The 16,446-nt window shown below is 43.0% G+C and carries 16 protein-coding genes; 7 read left to right on the top strand and 9 right to left on the bottom strand.

Translation table 11 applies throughout. The features are described from left to right. Window positions 1-16: 16 nt before the first annotated feature. Complete coding sequence (locus H6G76_RS26480; RefSeq protein WP_190707779.1) at window positions 17-469, bottom strand: DUF3592 domain-containing protein; 453 nt, start codon at window positions 467-469, stop codon at window positions 17-19. Between the two features lie 435 nt (window positions 470-904). Here H6G76_RS26480 and H6G76_RS26475 point away from each other — a divergent pair, with 435 nt between their 5' ends. Next, window positions 905-1,381: a hypothetical protein gene (locus tag H6G76_RS26475; protein WP_190707776.1), complete on the top strand. Its 477-nt coding sequence runs from the start codon at window positions 905-907 to the stop codon at window positions 1,379-1,381. Between the two features lie 52 nt (window positions 1,382-1,433). On the opposite strand, the gene H6G76_RS26470 is transcribed toward H6G76_RS26475, so the two are convergent. Together H6G76_RS26470 and H6G76_RS26465 are read right to left on the bottom strand one after the other, a co-directional pair. After that, window positions 1,434-2,738, bottom strand: coding sequence for a Rid family detoxifying hydrolase (locus H6G76_RS26470; protein ID WP_190707773.1), 1,305 nt, complete (start codon window positions 2,736-2,738; stop codon window positions 1,434-1,436). A gap of 129 nt (window positions 2,739-2,867) precedes the next feature. After that, on the bottom strand, window positions 2,868-3,302 hold the full coding sequence (locus H6G76_RS26465; protein ID WP_190707771.1) for an NUDIX hydrolase: 435 nt from the start codon (window positions 3,300-3,302) through the stop codon (window positions 2,868-2,870). 155 nt (window positions 3,303-3,457) lie between these two features. Here H6G76_RS26465 and malQ point away from each other — a divergent pair, with 155 nt between their 5' ends. Further along, window positions 3,458-4,966 (top strand): 4-alpha-glucanotransferase, encoded by a 1,509-nt coding sequence (gene malQ / locus H6G76_RS26460; RefSeq protein ID WP_190707768.1) that lies wholly within the window; start codon window positions 3,458-3,460, stop codon window positions 4,964-4,966. 107 nt (window positions 4,967-5,073) lie between these two features. Here malQ and H6G76_RS26455 read toward each other — a convergent pair whose 3' ends face one another. After that, window positions 5,074-5,874 (bottom strand): RodZ family helix-turn-helix domain-containing protein, encoded by an 801-nt coding sequence (locus H6G76_RS26455; RefSeq protein WP_190707766.1) that lies wholly within the window; start codon window positions 5,872-5,874, stop codon window positions 5,074-5,076. Beyond that, window positions 5,871-6,665, bottom strand: a complete 795-nt coding sequence (locus H6G76_RS26450; RefSeq protein ID WP_190707763.1) for a pseudouridine synthase — start codon at window positions 6,663-6,665, stop codon at window positions 5,871-5,873. Before H6G76_RS26450 ends, H6G76_RS26455 begins: the two co-directional genes overlap by 4 nt. A gap of 139 nt (window positions 6,666-6,804) precedes the next feature. Between H6G76_RS26450 and H6G76_RS26445 the strand changes: the two genes are divergently transcribed. Next, window positions 6,805-7,518, top strand: coding sequence for a DUF2993 domain-containing protein (locus tag H6G76_RS26445; protein ID WP_190707760.1), 714 nt, complete (start codon window positions 6,805-6,807; stop codon window positions 7,516-7,518). A gap of 65 nt (window positions 7,519-7,583) precedes the next feature. Here H6G76_RS26445 and H6G76_RS26440 read toward each other — a convergent pair whose 3' ends face one another. Then, the gene (locus H6G76_RS26440; protein WP_190707757.1) at window positions 7,584-8,465 is read right to left on the bottom strand and encodes a phosphatidate cytidylyltransferase; all 882 of its coding nucleotides are present in this window, start codon (window positions 8,463-8,465) and stop codon (window positions 7,584-7,586) included. Between the two features lie 103 nt (window positions 8,466-8,568). After that, window positions 8,569-9,171, bottom strand: a complete 603-nt coding sequence (gene cbiT / locus H6G76_RS26435) for a precorrin-6Y C5,15-methyltransferase subunit CbiT (protein ID WP_190707754.1) — start codon at window positions 9,169-9,171, stop codon at window positions 8,569-8,571. 93 nt (window positions 9,172-9,264) lie between these two features. On the opposite strand from cbiT, the gene H6G76_RS26430 reads away from it, so the two are divergent. Both H6G76_RS26430 and tatA read left to right on the top strand, forming a co-directional pair. Further along, window positions 9,265-10,683 (top strand): serine/threonine-protein kinase, encoded by a 1,419-nt coding sequence (locus H6G76_RS26430; protein WP_190707751.1) that lies wholly within the window; start codon window positions 9,265-9,267, stop codon window positions 10,681-10,683. 73 nt (window positions 10,684-10,756) lie between these two features. After that, the gene (gene tatA, locus H6G76_RS26425) at window positions 10,757-10,930 is read left to right on the top strand and encodes a twin-arginine translocase TatA/TatE family subunit (RefSeq protein ID WP_190707749.1); all 174 of its coding nucleotides are present in this window, start codon (window positions 10,757-10,759) and stop codon (window positions 10,928-10,930) included. Between the two features lie 139 nt (window positions 10,931-11,069). Here the strand turns inward: tatA and cphA are convergent, their stop codons facing one another. Continuing rightward, window positions 11,070-13,775, bottom strand: coding sequence for a cyanophycin synthetase (gene cphA / locus H6G76_RS26420; RefSeq protein ID WP_190707747.1), 2,706 nt, complete (start codon window positions 13,773-13,775; stop codon window positions 11,070-11,072). Between the two features lie 175 nt (window positions 13,776-13,950). Further along, window positions 13,951-14,814, bottom strand: a complete 864-nt coding sequence (locus H6G76_RS26415) for a cyanophycinase (protein ID WP_190707744.1) — start codon at window positions 14,812-14,814, stop codon at window positions 13,951-13,953. 1 nt (window position 14,815) lies between these two features. Here H6G76_RS26415 and H6G76_RS26410 point away from each other — a divergent pair, with 1 nt between their 5' ends. Next, complete coding sequence (locus H6G76_RS26410; protein ID WP_190707742.1) at window positions 14,816-14,995, top strand: hypothetical protein; 180 nt, start codon at window positions 14,816-14,818, stop codon at window positions 14,993-14,995. Between the two features lie 702 nt (window positions 14,996-15,697). Then, a complete protein-coding gene (gene trmD / locus H6G76_RS26405) occupies window positions 15,698-16,417 on the top strand; it encodes a tRNA (guanosine(37)-N1)-methyltransferase TrmD (protein ID WP_190707739.1) in 720 nt (239 codons plus the stop codon). Window positions 16,418-16,446: the final 29 nt, after the last annotated feature.

The following is a 16,446-nucleotide window of genomic DNA, read 5'->3' as shown; positions in this document are numbered from 1 at the left end:
GCGATCGCACATCAGATTATGTTTTAGGAAGGAATGACTTGACTAACGGAATTCCGCCAATCACGACAAAAAGCGACCCCATTCCCGTAAACATCCCAGGTAAAAACCATAAATCCAGCCAAGAGTTAATCATCGCCGATTCTGGTGCTTGAGGATTGTAGAGAATATCTATCTGTTGTCCTCTATGATGCGCCGGTGGGTTACTACCGCTATTGGCTTCAAATACAATTGGATCACCAGAACTAGGAGTAAATTTTATCACTGGATAGTAAGCAGTCGAAGAGCGACCTTTGCTATCTGTTGATGTATGTCGCTCTAAATCAACTACAGTTCCTTGCGTTGATATACTTTTACCAATAAAAGAATGAGTATTTAATACGAAGACAATGCCAAGGATGGCAAATATACTGCCAACACCAGCAAATATAGAACCGAATAACCGAAAGAATACTACATCTTCATTACGCATATAAAGTTGCAATTTTAGGTAATAGCTTGGTATAGATTTACTTCATACTTTATATTTCTCTTTCAGCAAAGGCTATTTCGGAAACTAGTAACATTAGTTTTTGACTAAACTTGATCAGTAATATAGTTGCGCTTCCCAATAGTCAAGGGCTGGAAATAATTCTTTAACTGTTTATTTAAGTACCATTAAGATGGTACGAAACCTGTGCGGTACAACTATGTCCACGGAATGTCTGACAACCTTGAAAATAAATTATTTAGAATAAGTGGCAATTTATTTTGTATCCCGATTGCGGAAATTGCCTTATAGCTGCTGTATCTATAGCAATCGTAAATTATTTGCGATCGCCTATACATTCTATTTATCAATAAACAAGTTTCTCAAACCTCTCTTATAAACCACTCCAGCGAGAATTATCAGTCTTATTGAAAAACTATGCAATTATCTAGAAACAACAAAAGTGGATATTTAGCTGCAATTATAGGTAGCCTAATTGGGGCTGTAGTACTTCTGTATGTAGGCGGTTATTTAGGAATGATTTATGTCAATAATTTCATGCCAAATGCTGAACTAGATGGTATAGTCCCTCCCTTAATAGGTCAATTTCTTGGTTGGTGGGTTGGAGAAGTTCTTGGTTGTTTGGTGGTTTTACGTTGGTTAAATTACCGAAAAGTAAACCAAACAGTGAAACTATTAGCAATGTTGACACCTATTGCCATTATCTGCTGGATGCTGTTTTCTCTTTTTATTTTCCAATGGGTGAATAGCAATTTCGGCGATTCAATGTTTATAAAACTGCACAATCAATTTAGACCAATCTCTGTCGGTATAACCATAATTGCCTCAGCATGGCTGGCAAGATATATGACAAAACCTCGTCCGCGTCACCGCCATAGTTACGAGTCAATGTAATCTATGAAACCCCGACTTTTTACAGCCGGAGTTCTTTGCTAATCAACCAGCTTTAAATTACTGCAATACAATCAATCTCTACCAATACATCTTTTGGCAAACGAGATACTTGCACACAAGCACGTGCTGGGGCTGTATCTTCTGGAAAATATTTAGCATAAACCGCATTCACGGCGGCAAAGTCATTCATATCAGCTAAAAATACAGTCGTCTTCACAACATCAGCAAAAGTCGCCCCAGCAGCTTTCAAAATTGCTTCTAGATTTGCTAATACTTGCTCAGTTTGCTTTTTCACATCCTCGGTGTAGACGACATCACCCAGCCGAGGATCGATCGCAATTTGTCCAGCCACAAATATCATTTGACCAGAAGCGGCGATCGCTTGATTATATGGTCCAACTGGTGCAGGTGCTTGATCAGTATTAATAACTTGGCGTGTCATAGATATTACTTTTTCTAACGATGCTTCCTGTTTACCGATTTCTACCTCAGAGGCGATCGGTTTGTAGATTTCTCCATCAGGCATTATCGCACCAGTGAGGTCAGCATCTATAAAGGTTGCACCATAAATATTAGCTCCAGTTAAGTCTACTTTCTTAAGATTCGCCCCATTCAGATTTACTTTCATCAAATCGGCTGCTTGCAAATCTGCTCTCTCTAGATTGATTCCATGTAAATCGGCTCTTCTAAAATTTGTACTTCTTAAATTTGCTGCACCTAAATCAGCGTCAGCTAAATTCATCCCTGATAAATTATGTTGAGATAGATTAGTGCCTCGAATTTTAGTTTTTTGGAAGTTAACTTCTTTAAGTGTGACTCTAGATAAATCAACTTGGCTTAAATCAGAACCTGTCAAGTTAACAAAGCTTAAATTAACACCCTTAAAATTTGCTCTGACAAGATTTACTTCATGTAAAGAGGCTTCCGTTAGATTGGCATAATCTAAAGTAGCATCACATAAATTGGCATTATCTAAATTGGCATGACTAAAGTTAGCACTAGTTAGATTTGCTCCACTCAAATTACAATTATTTAAATTAGCGTGAATAAAATTAGCACTATTTAAATTTGCACGGCTTAAATCAGCATCACTGAGATCTGCCCAACTCAAATTTAAATTAGAACTTTCTGCTAACTCTGACAAACAAGCACCTGTTAAAGAAGCTCTAGATAGGTTGGTATTTTGAAGGACTGCTTTACTTAGATTGGCATCATTTAAATCTGCTCCTGTTAGATCACATCCTTTTAAATCTATCCCAGGTAATTTTGCACCTTTTAAATCTATTCCTCTAAGATTTATTTTTTCAAAACTTCTTTGTCCTTGTGCGTATCTTTTTAATAATTCCTCAGCATCCATAATGCACCTTTGAATACCACTGACACAGTATAATCTCCAGGATTCTGTGTGCCACCAGTATTCTTCTCTTTCTCCGCGTCCTCTGCGCCTCTGCGGTAGCCGACGGCAAGCCGCTACGCGTCTACGTTTCTAAAACCCTAACCGAGGACGTACACCATAATGCCGATAATGCCAATAATCTTGCAGAATGCGATCGTGGTCAAAACATAAATTACTCGGTACAAGCCAAGACTCAAAAATACCTATACCTTTAGCATCATCTCCCGCCTTTGGTTCTCCCGTTGCCGTCGCCAAAAATACAATACTGAGCGTATGCTGACGGGGATCGCGATTGGGGTCAGAGTATACCAAAAATTGTTCAATTAACTCCACCTGTAAACCTGTCTCTTCCTCAGCCTCTCGCTTTGCTGCTACCTCCACAGGTTCGCCATAGTCAACAAAACCACCAGGAATCGCCCAACCAAGAGGAGAATTAAGCCTCTCAATTAACACTATTGGCCGATGTGGTCTGTCAACTAATTCGATGATGATATCAACCGTCGGAGCCGGATTACGATAAGTCATAGTCAAGAGTCAAGAGTCATATTCATTAGTAATTAGATCACTAACCTAGGACAAATGACAAATGACCAAGGACATATGATACATTCAATCGATGCGATCGCCTAGCATTTCGCGCTAGACAATTGCCTCTGCGTATATATAGAAACTAAATAAATATGCCTTTTCCCAGATCAAGCGGCATTTTGCTGCATCCTACCTCTTTTCCCAGCCGATTTGGTATTGGTGATTTAGGCTTAGAAGCCTACAAATTTATTGATTTTCTCCGAGAGAGTTACCAGCAATATTGGCAAGTTTTGCCTTTAGGCCCTACTGGTTATGGTAATTCTCCTTATGCTGCCTATTCAGCAATGGCAGGGAATCCTCTGATCATTAGCCCTGAAAAATTGCAAGAGCAGGGTTTACTAACAGAAGAAGACTTTGCTAATCTGCCAGCTTTTGACGTTGCTAAAGTAGATTACGACAAAGTTCTACCAATTAAACTTGAACTACTAAAAACAGCCTGCAAAAACTTTCAAGTTCAAGCAACACCTTTACAACAAACAGAATTTGCAGGTTTTTGTGATAGCAAAGCTTATTGGTTAGATGATTATGCTTTGTTTATGGCATTGAAAGATGCCCATGAAGGTGCAGCGTGGCATACTTGGGAACCAGAACTGGTCAAGCGCGAACCAGAAACAATTGAGCAAGCACGACGACAGTTAAGCGCAGAGATTTTTTATTACAAATTCGTCCAATTTGAATTTTTCCGCCAGTGGTCACAACTCAAGACCTACGCCAATATGAGCGGTATTCAAATTATTGGCGATATTCCCATTTATGTAGCTCAAGATAGTTCTGATGTGTGGGCGCATTCCGCAATCTTTTGTCTAGACGAAGAAACCAGAGAACCGAAACTCATGGCGGGAGTTCCACCAGATTACTTTAGTGTTACTGGTCAATTATGGGGCAACCCAGTTTATAACTGGGAGGAATTACAAAAACAAAACTTCAAGTGGTGGATAGGTCGCTTTGAAGCGATGCTGGATTATGTAGATGTAATCCGCATTGACCATTTTCGAGGGTTTGAAGCTTACTGGGCAGTACCAAAGGGACAAGAAACAGCCATCAATGGCGAGTGGCTCAAAGCACCAGGAGAAGAATTGTTTGACGCGATTAAAGAAAAACTGGGCAAGCTACCTGTATTAGCTGAAGATTTAGGCGTAATTACACCAGAGGTAGAGGCTCTCAGAGATAAGTATGAATTTCCTGGGATGAAAATTTTGCAGTTTGCCTTTGGTGCTGATGCTGGTAATCCCTTTTTACCGTTCAACTTCTCACGGAATTTCGTAGTTTATACCGGTACTCATGATAACGATACAACTATAGGCTGGTTCAACAAAGCCAGTGACTACGAAAAGCAAAATTTACAGCTTTATTTAGGTTGCCTTAGTGCTGACGGTATTCATTGGGATTTAATTCGTCTGGCTTTAAGTTCTGTTGCCAATCAAGCCCTAATTCCGTTGCAGGATGTGTTGGGTTTACCAACCGAGGCGCGGATGAATTTCCCCAGTGTGGCGGAAGGTAACTGGGAATGGCGTTATCAACCAGAAGCACTGACTAAAGAATTAAGCGATCGCTTAAAAGTTCTCACCCAATTATACGGTCGCGCTCCCCAAAGAGAATAGGGGCAAGGAGGACAAGGGAGACAAGGAGGACAAGGAGGAATTTTCTCCCTTGTCTTCCCTATCTCCCTTGTCTCTTACTTCTTCCATACCTCCCATGCTCCCACATATCAATATTGGGGTTTAGCTGCAATCTTCACCTCTTCTGGTTTACCCGGCTCTCCCATTTGTTTAGCTGCTTGCTGATTAACGCTCATCATCACACTGCCAGCATTGTTAGTTTTAACTGTTAGTTCGTCTTGAGCTTTCCAAATACGATGAGTTCCTTCTGGGAGAATGCCCTCAAAGGCAGTTTTACCATCAGCTACTACACGAATCCAGGATGCTTCTTTCAATGTGACACCAATCTGTACTGATTGATTTTCTTGATCAGTATTAACTGTTTCACTTACAGGTTGAGCTTCTATAGCTTCTTCTTCTGGTGCTGGTTGTGAAACAGTCTCTGGTTTTGGCTGGCTTTCATTGGCGCTGACAGCTGCTTTATTTAGTACATGAGATAAGCCACTGACAGAACAGACAATTACAAATATATAAAGTAAGTACAGATGAATTGGGCGTAATAAACCTAGCGATCTATTTACCGGAGGGGGAGCAGGGGGTGTCACTACTGGCGCAGATGCAACCGGAAAGTCTTTAGCAAATTGCGCGCCATTAAAGCCCAATGCATCGGCAAATTGTCTAATCAATCCTTGAATATAAACAGGCTCTGGTAAATCTTCTAAATTACCTTCTTCAATGGCCTGTAATAGCCGCCGCGAAATTTTGGTTATTACCACCATTTCGTCTAGAGATAAACTCCGTTCTTGACGAGCCGCCCAAAGTTGAGCGCCCATTTCTCGCAACTTTTCTGCTCTTTGTTGCTCTAGAGTTGGTGCTGGCTGTTCATTCTTTTTTCTTTTCAACCACTTCATACTTTTGTTCCTCTCCTTAGCTCTGCTGAATCTTTAATAGGTATTTGCTTGATGCAGTTTTGCAAAAAGCGAACTTCGTCATCTTTAAGAGAACGATATTGACCCTCACGTAAAAAGGGTTCTTTTGGCTTTTTTAATTTAATTGGGCCTATAGCAGTTCGATGTAATTTTATTACTGGATGTCCCAAAATTTCGGCTACACGGCGAATCTGACGATTTCTTCCCTCCTTTAAAACTACTTCTAAACAGGTGTTTTCCGCATAACTTTCTATCAGGTTTACTTGTGCAGGTCGTGTTTTTCTGCCATCTAAGATTACACCCTGACACCACTTTTCTATTACTGCTCTTGATGGATGACCTGCGACGACAACACGATAAGTTTTTGAAATACTATGACGGGGATGGGTGAGTCCAAAAGTCAGTTCTCCGTCGTTCGTGAGAATTAATGCGCCTGTAGACTCCGCATCTAAACGACCCACTGGATGAATACCTGAACCTACACGTAACTCCTTGGGTAGTAAATCTAAAACTGTCTTTCTTCCCTGGGGATCGGCGCAAGTCGAAACTACTCCTGGTGGTTTGTGTAGTAATAAATAAATTAAAGGTGGGCGTTTTTCAGTAGAAATGGGCTTGCCATCAATAGCAATCGCATCTTTTTGGAGGTCAACTTTTTGACCTAAATTTACCAATGTCCCATTTACCCGCACGCGCGATTGCCGAATCATTTCTTCCGCTTCTCGACGTGAGGCAATACCTAACTGAGCAAGAGCTTTTTGTAACCTTACCTCCATGATGAAATTACTGGTAAATTTTTCAAGCTTTAAATAATAATAATATTTGCATTTTGTACTGAATCGCCATAAATGTTAAATTTAAAGCTTGTTTCAGTTCAGTCAGTTGATCAGCTAATACTTATCAACAAAAATTTCCATGCCTGAGAAAAATTCCCAAGCAAAAGGTGCAAATAAGATACGAATTATCACCAACGTTCTCACAACTGCACTCAAACTCTGGTTAAGAGCGCAAGTGAGTCATTTGTCCCAACTAGAGGTGGATATAAAAGCGAGCGATCGCCAACTTCTTTCTGGTAGTATTCCTTGGGTTTCTATTGCTGCAAGCAATGCAGTTTATCAAGGCCTCCATATTAAACAAATTCAACTCGTAGCGGAGAAGATTCAAGTCAATATAGGCGGAGTACTCAAAGGTCAGCCATTGCGACTTTTGGCACCAGTACCAGTGGTTGGCGAACTGCTCGTAGACGAGAAGGATCTCAACAGTTCCCTCTCATCCGAACTATTATCGACTGGTTTAAATGAAGTACTGGTTCAACTTTTACCAGAAAACTGCCGACAATCCCAGCCAATTTCTTGGCAAAAAATTATTTTGGAGAATCAGAGAATCATTCTGGCTGCTATAGTAGCACGTTCAAGTGAAAATACGCCTCTGGAAATCTCTTTAGATTTAAATTTAAGTAGTAATCACGCATTACGGTTATCACATATTCAAGTCTTAGAAAATGGTACGTCGCTAGTCTTAAATAAGGATGATTACCATATCGATTTAGGTTCCGATGTCGAAATCGAAGAACTAAGCTTGATCCCCGCGCAATTGGTATGTCGTGGCAAGATTAATGTGAACCCGTAGAAGAGGCAGGGGGGCGGGGGCAGGGAGCAGGGGAGAATAAATACCATTGACCATTGACTCTTGACTCATATCAATGGCAATAATAGGGTAACGAAATAATAGACTAAGGGAGCTGTGAAGATATAGCTGTCGGTACGATCTAAAATACCACCATGACCGGGGATCAACTGTCCAGAATCTTTTACACCAGCGTCGCGCTTGAGCATAGATTCAGTTAAATCACCTAACAGACTAGCAATGCCAATCAGTAAACCTAATGCTACACCTGTAAATAGAAATTTGGGTAACTGAAGATAATAGGCTCCTGCTATTGCCACAAAGACACTGCCTGCAATCCCAAATGCTGCCCCCTCGACAGTTTTTTTCGGGCTGATGTCAGACAGACGGGTTTTGCCGAAGAATTTACCGAAAACATAAGCACCGATGTCTGCTGCCCAAATGCATAAGAACGTTAGTATTGTTAACGTAAATCCTTGTGGTAAGGCTGCTAAGTTTTTCTGGTCTAAAATATCAGCCCAAGAATTAGGCCAGTAACCTTTTAAAGGAATATTGCTAACGGCGGCACTACCGATCGCCCTTAATCTTACCCAGTAACTCGACAGGTAAGCTACATAAAATAGTCCCATAATCGAAGCGGAAATATCAGCGATCGTTGCCATTTTGGGTTGAAATAGCAAGTAAAAACAAATGACAGTCCCACCTAAAGGCAGTACCGCATCAGCTAAACTGTCATCCACGGTGCAGATGATCAGCAAGATTTGACTAACAAATAAGGTAGTTTTTGCAGCAGGAAGAATACCTCTGGACTGCACCAAATTAAAATATTCCTGTTGACCCAAAAAGATACTGACCGCAATCACAATGGTAAAGTACCAACCCCCTAAAAGGGTGGCTACTAAAGCAAGAGCGATCGCAATAATTCCACTAATGATTCGAGACCAAGGCATAAATGACAAGTATGAAGTGTGTAGACACCTTTTGGGTGGCTTGCCGCAGGCTAGTATGAAGTATGAATTTCAGCCTTCATACTTCATACTTCATCCTTTAGATTTAGTCTAGTTTCTCACCACTGAGGATAAAAATGGGATCAACTGCTGTAAAAGTCTGAGAAAAGCCTCGTGTTTCTAGACGATTGACCGCAGACTGCACAACTTCAATATTTCTCGCTCGTAACTTTGAAAAGCTTTGCGAGATAGCATACAAGCTTTCTAGATTACCTGCTGTGGCGACAACTCGCCCAGAAGCTGGTAAATAATCCCACACTGCTTGTAAAATCTCCTGAATATGTCGCCCACCTTCGATGCAGACGCGATGAGGAGCGACTTTAATCTCATGCAAACATTCGGGTGCGCTACCTTCAATCACCTCAACATTTTTGACCTCAAAGCGATCGCAATTGCTCCTAATCAGGTTGGCTACCTCTTCATCTCGTTCTATAGCAATGATTTTGCCTTTGGGACACAGTAGCCCAACTTCGACGGGGATCGTACCTGTTCCTGCACCAATATCCCAAAATACTGAATCGGGTTGTAGCCGTAGTTGGGCTATTAATAACAGCCGCACTTCTCGTTGACTGAAGGGAATTCCTGGCAAATGCTCAAATAATTCGTCAGGAATTCCAGGGGTAACGTAAGGCCAATGTTGGGAAGGCATACAAAGACAGATTTATATTAAGAATATGTGTTTGTTAAATTTAGACAAGTTATAAACTATCAAGAGTTTTGCAACGTAGCGTCATAAGCAATCATGATAACTGGACAGATATTAAGCGATGCCTTACGGCAAGACGCAGAGCGCCAACGCTACGAAATTCAACAGCAGTTGGGTAAAAAGGCTGGGCGACAGACGTTTGTCGCTCGTGATTTAACCACTCAGGAATTAGTCATCATTAAGTTACTCTCTTTTAATAGTGACTTTGAATGGGATGATCTGAAGTTATTTGAGCGAGAAGCTGAAACTTTAAAATCTTTATCTCATCCTGCGATTCCGCGTTATTTAGACTATTTTGAGGTTAATTCACCTACCATTAAAGGATTTGCTCTAGTACAGACTTATATCCCAGCCCAAACTTTAGAGCAATACTTACAATCTGGGCGGACTTTTACAGAAGTTGAACTTAAACAGATAGCTACAGCAGTTTTAGAGATCCTGATTTACCTACACGGTTTAAATCCACCTGTAATCCACCGTGATATTAAGCCTAGCAATATTTTATTGGGTGAGCGTTCTGGTAACAGTGTCGGTCAAGTCTATTTGATAGATTTTGGTTCAGTGCAAACCGTCTTGGCTAATGAGGGGGGAACGCGGACGGTAGTGGGAACTTATGGTTATATGCCACCAGAACAATTTGGTGGACGTACAGTACCTGCATCTGACCTTTATAGTTTGGGAGCAACCTTAATATATTTAATTACAGGAACTCACCCGGCTGATTTACCCCAAAAAGATTTTCGGATTCAATTTGATACGGACGTAAATCTCAGTTCTAATTTGACTCGGTGGTTAAAGTGGATGACTGAGCCTAGCTTGGATAAGCGAGTGAGTTCGGCAAATGTAGCTCTGCAAGCTTTAAATGATTCTCATTGGCAACCACCAACTACAGCTTTAACTATTGGTAAACCGCCTGGCAGCAAAATCCAACTCACAAAAAATTGGGATGCAATAGAAATTAGCATTCCACCAAGTGGTTTTAAGGCATCGATGCTATTTACTGGTGGATTTGCGATCGCCTGGAATTCATTTATTTTATTTTGGACAATCAACGCTCTTGCTGCACCTTTTCCGGCAAATATTCCCTTTGTTTTGTTCTCTTTGCCTTTTTGGAGTGCTGGCTTTGTCATGCTCTGGGGTTTAATATTTGGTTTATTTGGCAGCCTGCGATTACGAATAGATCACCAGGAAATTAGCGTCAAACGTGATTTATGGGGTTGGACATTTTTTAAACCTCAGCGATCGCCTAGAGAAAATATCACCAAGATAGTTTACATTCCCCAGCATTTTATTAAAGATAGTGAAGGTAATCGAACTACCATCCCAGCAAGATTAGATATCTGGGTTGGAGTCAAAAAATATCCGGATGGTAATATTGTCTTATCAGAACCAGAACTGCAATGGTTAGCTCATGAATTAAGCGATTGGTTAGGTATCCCCTTTACCCAAGACTAGACAAGATAGTTTCAGAAATAGCTTGTACACCATCAGTTTATAGTTGAGTACAGAAGCTTGAGAGGAAACTTGTATGTTCGGATTAGGATGGCCAGAAGTGGGTGTAATTGCCATAGTCGCGCTGCTAATTTTTGGCCCTAAAAAAATTCCTGAATTGGGAAACGCACTAGGCAAAACTCTAAAGGGTTTTAAGCAAGAATTGAACAATACCAGTGATGAAACGAGTTCGGAAAAAGAACAGGAATAAGGAATAGGTTACAGTTTACAGGGGACAGTTTAAAGGCTTGTTTTGATTGCCATAGTAGGCATTACGCTGTTGAGGTGAAAATATAAAGGCGCGAAATTTTCGCGCCTTTACTAAATAAAGATGAATTATTGTCTTTAGGTTAAAACAGCGTGTTGATCACCGAGGAAGGTGTCACTCCATTTTGATTTTCTGCGGCGGTTGTGGGAGTGTTTTGTAGAGGAACTTCTTCCTTGACTAGGCCACGTAATTTGATTAACTTAATCGCGCGACTGACGCTCTCTGGCAAAATTACCACTAGGCCATTTTCTGGAGCCATATCCAAAGCTTTGTTAATTGCTTGGGTTTCGTCCATGATGACTTCGCAACGGGCATCGGGTTTAACTTGAGTAATACCTTTTGTAATCAATTGCGAAGCTGATCCCCGTGGTCTACCACGCGTGTCATCGTCTTCTTTAACGATGATGTAGTCAAAAATGTCGGCGGCTAGTTTACCTAAAGTCACAAAGTCTTCGTCGCGGCGATCGCCAGGGCCACCAACTACACCAATTCTTTGTCCGGTGTTCCAATTACGAACAAATGCACCTACGGCTTCGTAACTAGCTGGGTTGTGAGCATAATCTACTAGGGCGTGGAAGGTTCCTAAGTTAAATAGGTTCATTCTGCCTGGAGTTTGACTGACAGAAGCGCGGAATGTTCTTAAACCAGCGCGAATTTGTTCAATAGTCACGTTTTGAACAAAGGCTGCCAAGCTAGCGGCTAAGGCGTTGGCAATCATAAACGGTGCGCGTCCGCCCATTGTCAATGGTATTTGCTCGGCTCTTTCGATGCGGTGTGTCCAGTCGCCCTTGACAATTGACAGATAACCGTTTTCGTAGACTGCGGCTACTCCTCCCTTTTGAATGTGCTGACGCACTAATTCTGAGTCGGGGTTCATCGTAAAGTAGGCAATGTTCGCCTTGGTTTTTTCTGCCATTGCAGCAACGCGGCGATCGTCGGCATTGAGTACGGCATAGCCATCAGGATATACGGATTCGGCAACTACACTCTTGAGATTGGCTAGTTGATCGATAGTATCAATATCACCTATACCTAAATGATCGGCAGCTACATTCAGGACGATACCAACATTCGCAGCTTCAAAGCCTAAGCCTGAACGCAAAATGCCACCACGTGCGCTTTCTAATACAGCTACTTCTACAGTTGGGTCTTGCAGGATCAGGTGCGCGCTTTGGGGGCCTGTGTTGTCTCCTGCTTCTACTAAGTAGTCACCGATATAAGTTCCATCTGTAGTTGTATATCCTACTACTTTCCCTGTTTGCTTATAAATATGTGCCAACAGTCTGGTAGTAGTAGTTTTACCATTTGTACCTGTAATGCTGAGGACGGGGATACGGCTAGACTGTTCGTTGGGGAACAGCATATCCATAACTGCACCAGCGACATTGCGGGGAATGCCAACGCTGGGGGCAACGTGCATCCGAAAACCAGGAGCAGCGTTGACTTCTACAATCACCCCATCAACTTCTCGTAAGGGGCGGCTAATATCTGTAGTGACGACATCTAAGCCAGCAATATCTAAACCGATAGTTTTAACTACCCTTTGCGCCATCCAAATGGTTTCGGGATGGATTTCGTCAGTCCGGTCTACAGCAATGCCACCTGTACTAAGGTTAGCGGTCGCTCGGAGGTAACAAATTGTTCCTTTCGGTAAAACAGTGTTGAGGGTATGACCTTGCCTTTCTAATAATTGGTAGCTAGTCCGGTCTAGTTCAATTTTGGTGAGAACTTTATCGTGTCCGTCACCACGATTTGGGTCTTTGTTGGTTTCTTCAATTAATTCTGCGACCGTGGATCTACCATCACCAACGACATGAGCTGGTACACGTTCGGCTACGGCCACTACTTTGCCATCTACCACGAGTACCCGATGATCGCGCCCAACGTAATACCGCTCAACAATTATTGACCGGGAAACTTGTCTGGCAGCTTCATAAGCTGCTTCGGCTTCTTCCCAGTTTCTAATATCGATGGTGATGCCGCGTCCATGATTACCGTCTAGTGGCTTAATCACGATAGGATAGCCACCAACGTATTCAATCGCTTCTTCCAAATCATCCAAAAAGTTAATTACTGTACCCCTAGGTACTGGGACACCAGCGGCTGCTAGGATGCGTTTTGTAGCTTCTTTATCACAAGCTAGCTCCACTCCGAGAATGCCGGTTTTATCCGTCATGGTGGCTTGCATCCGCTTTTGGTTCACGCCGTAACCCAGCTGAATCAAAAAGCGCGCTCCCAGTTGCATCCAGGGAATGCCTCTTTTTTCTGCTTCTTTGACAATTGCTTCTGTAGAGGGGCCTAAAGAAGCATCACGCCAGAAGTCTTTCAGGTCTTGGATATCTTGTTCTAGTTCCGCCTTAGGATAGCGACCGCGATCTACAATGCTTTGGCACAGCCTGACTGCGGCTCTGCCAGCATAGCGTCCTGCTTCCTCGTTCAGGTATTCTATGACTACCTGATAAACTCCGGGGGTGGAAGTTTCACGGGTGCGACCGAAGCCGACGTGCATTCCCGCTAGTTCTTGGAGTTCTAAGGCTACGTGTTCCACAATGTGGCCCATCATAGTACCTTCTTTTACCCGCATTAGAAAACCACCACGACAGCCAGGCGAACAATAGTGACCCTCCAGACTTGGCAGTGCCTCAACTAATCCTTCATAAAATCCAGGGATTTCATTTGAGGGTGTTTCGGCAAGGTTCTCTAAATCGAGGCGCATGACGATCAGTTTGTGGCGTCGAATGCTCCAGTAGTTTGGGCCGCGTAAGGTCTGGATCTTGAGGATTCTCATGGGAATAGGTAGATGGAGATTCGGAACCAAAATTCTAGTTTCTTACTGGAATTGACCGCTAAACTGTTCATGGCAAACAGTTTTTTATGTTTAATAAATGGTATTCCGTAAATTTTTTCTACCGTCATAAATAAACACGCGATCAACTCAGTGTAACCTCGGATACTCTATTCCGTCAGCTGGAGATCCGGTGTACCGCAGGCAATACAGTCCGTTGGTACAGGTGGAAGCGATCGCCATAGCTGAGGATGTGCAAGCGTAAATTATGCAGTGTTAATGGTTCATTAGCACCAACATGGGGTTCGTTGGTATGGGTAAGTTCTGTGGGATCAACAATTGTGACACTGCCTTTGCCCATAACTTGTAGCCAACCATCACGCTCAAATACAGCACAGGTATCTTCATCGATACCAATTCCCAGGCGATCTGGATGAGCTGCGATCGCGCTAATGAGGCGACCCATACGATTGCGGTTATGGAAGTGTTGGTCAACAATCACTTCCGGGATAAATCCCAAGCCGGTCGCCATGTCAACTAGGGAGCGATTTGGTGTTTCACCACTACCGCCACCAGCAATCATATGATGCCCCATTACTGCTGCGCCAGCACTCGTGCCTGCTAAGGTCAGCTCTCCTGCTCTCACCCTCTGACGGATAATATCCATTGCTGGTGTGTCTGCCAATACGCCACATAGGCGCAATTGGTCTCCTCCCGTGAGGAATATCCCGCTACACGCCTCTAGAGATGCCTTGATCTGGGAGGATTCACAATGTTCCCGCTCACGAATGTCTAAGATTTCAACTTTTGCTGCACCCATTTCCTCGAAAATGCGAATATACCGACCACCGATAATAGCGGGTTCGCGGGAGGCAGATGGAACAATTGTAATATAAGCATTACTAGCACCAGCACGACCAAAAAAAGTTCTGAGGATTTCGCGTCCATGAACTTTATCTTCAGCGCCTCCGATGACCATCACAGCGGTTTTAGTTGCTTGGGGTGTCCTCATTTCCAGCGATTTAGCTTGTAATTGCTGCATTATGTTTCTCCTGTCAACAACTTCAGGAGCCATCGCCTTGGTGTTAGCGACGCAGGAGCGTCGGCAGCGACGGATTCGTAGGGGAGCCACTGCGTTAGGGAGACAGTGCTGTGGTGAGGCAGTCGGGTCTTGGGGGTTTCCCCCAGGAGGAACTGCCGAAAGGGTTTCCCGACTTCGCTAAAGCGGAACTTGTTCCCTCGTTCGCGTTAGCGTCTCCGTAGGAGAAGAGGGTTCCCGCAGGGTAGGGTAGCAACTGTTGTCAGGTTTCCCGACTCCCTCAGTGGGGTGGTTTCCTCTATGAGCGACTGCCGAAAAGGTTTCCCCGGCTTGTGGCGAATGGCGTGTGAATTTAACAAGGTTCAGTATCCTAATGCTTTTGGCATTTTGTTTTCTTGAGAGGACACTTTTTGGAAGTTGACAGCGGCGGCTTGTGCCACTTTAGCTCCTCACTTGACGCACATGAGGTGTTTAGATTCATGTTTTCGTCTTTGCCGTTCCTCAAAGCCAGCGCCTTGTTGTTCATCTGTCCACGGTTCCAGACTGGCAGAATGTAGTTTAGGATATTGGGTTCCTAATTAAGGGTGGGAAATAAGTTTCCCCTCTGGGCTTGGGTGTGAGCAGGCCTTAACACGCTGTTGCTGAGTCTGGCTCGATGCATCCTGAAAGTTGTTAACTTTGGTCAGATTATTAATTTAAATGTAGTTGTGACAATATTTAAACATAAATTAAGTAATTAGAAAAACTTTAGTTCCCACTAAAAATCAATAGTTCTGAGACTTTTAGATACTATTGATGAAGCTTATCTGTAGTTGTAACCTACATTTGCTTCTTGTGTTTAGTAGACATTCAATTTTAAGATTAGTGTTCTCGAATACGAATTACTGTGCGCTTTGATATAGTTACGCTTTTTCCTGATTGTTTTACCTCAGTTCTTAGTTCTGGGCTGTTGGGTAAAGCTTTAGCCAAACAAATTGCCCAAGTGAATTTGGTGAATCCCAGAGACTTCACAACTGACAAACACCGAAAGGTGGATGATGAACCCTACGGAGGTGGGGTGGGGATGTTGATGAAGCCAGAACCTATATTTGGCGCGGTGGAGTCCTTGCCTTGCTTACCTCGCAGAGAGATCATTCTGATGAGTCCTCAAGGTCAAACAATTAACCAACCACTGTTGCGAGAGTTGGCGACTAATTATGACCAATTAGTAGTCATCTGTGGACATTATGAAGGGATAGATGAGCGAGTGCAACATTTAGTCACGCGAGAAGTCTCTTTAGGAGATTTTATTCTCACAGGTGGGGAAATTCCCGCAATGGCTTTAATTAATGGTGTGGTGCGCCTTCTACCTGGAACTGTGGGCAAAGTTGAGTCCCTGAAAGCCGAAAGTTTTGAAGAAGGATTGCTGGATTATCCCCAGTATACTCGTCCCGCTAATTTTCGCGGCTGGAAAGTGCCAGATGTGTTGCTGTCAGGAAACCATGCGGCGATCGCTCGCTGGCGATATGAACAACAAATTCAACGCACAGGCACTCGCCGTCCCGATTTGCTCGAAAAATGGCAAGAGGAGAAGGAGCAGGGGAGCAGGGGAGCAGGGGGAGAGTAATTGTTGACCAATGACCAAGGACAAAGGAA

The organism is Nostoc sp. FACHB-152, assembly GCF_014697475.1.
Classification (GTDB): Bacteria; Cyanobacteriota; Cyanobacteriia; order Cyanobacteriales; family Nostocaceae; genus Nostoc_B.
Note: the sequence above shows the minus strand (reverse complement) of the source record. Positions and strands in the feature narration are given on the sequence as shown.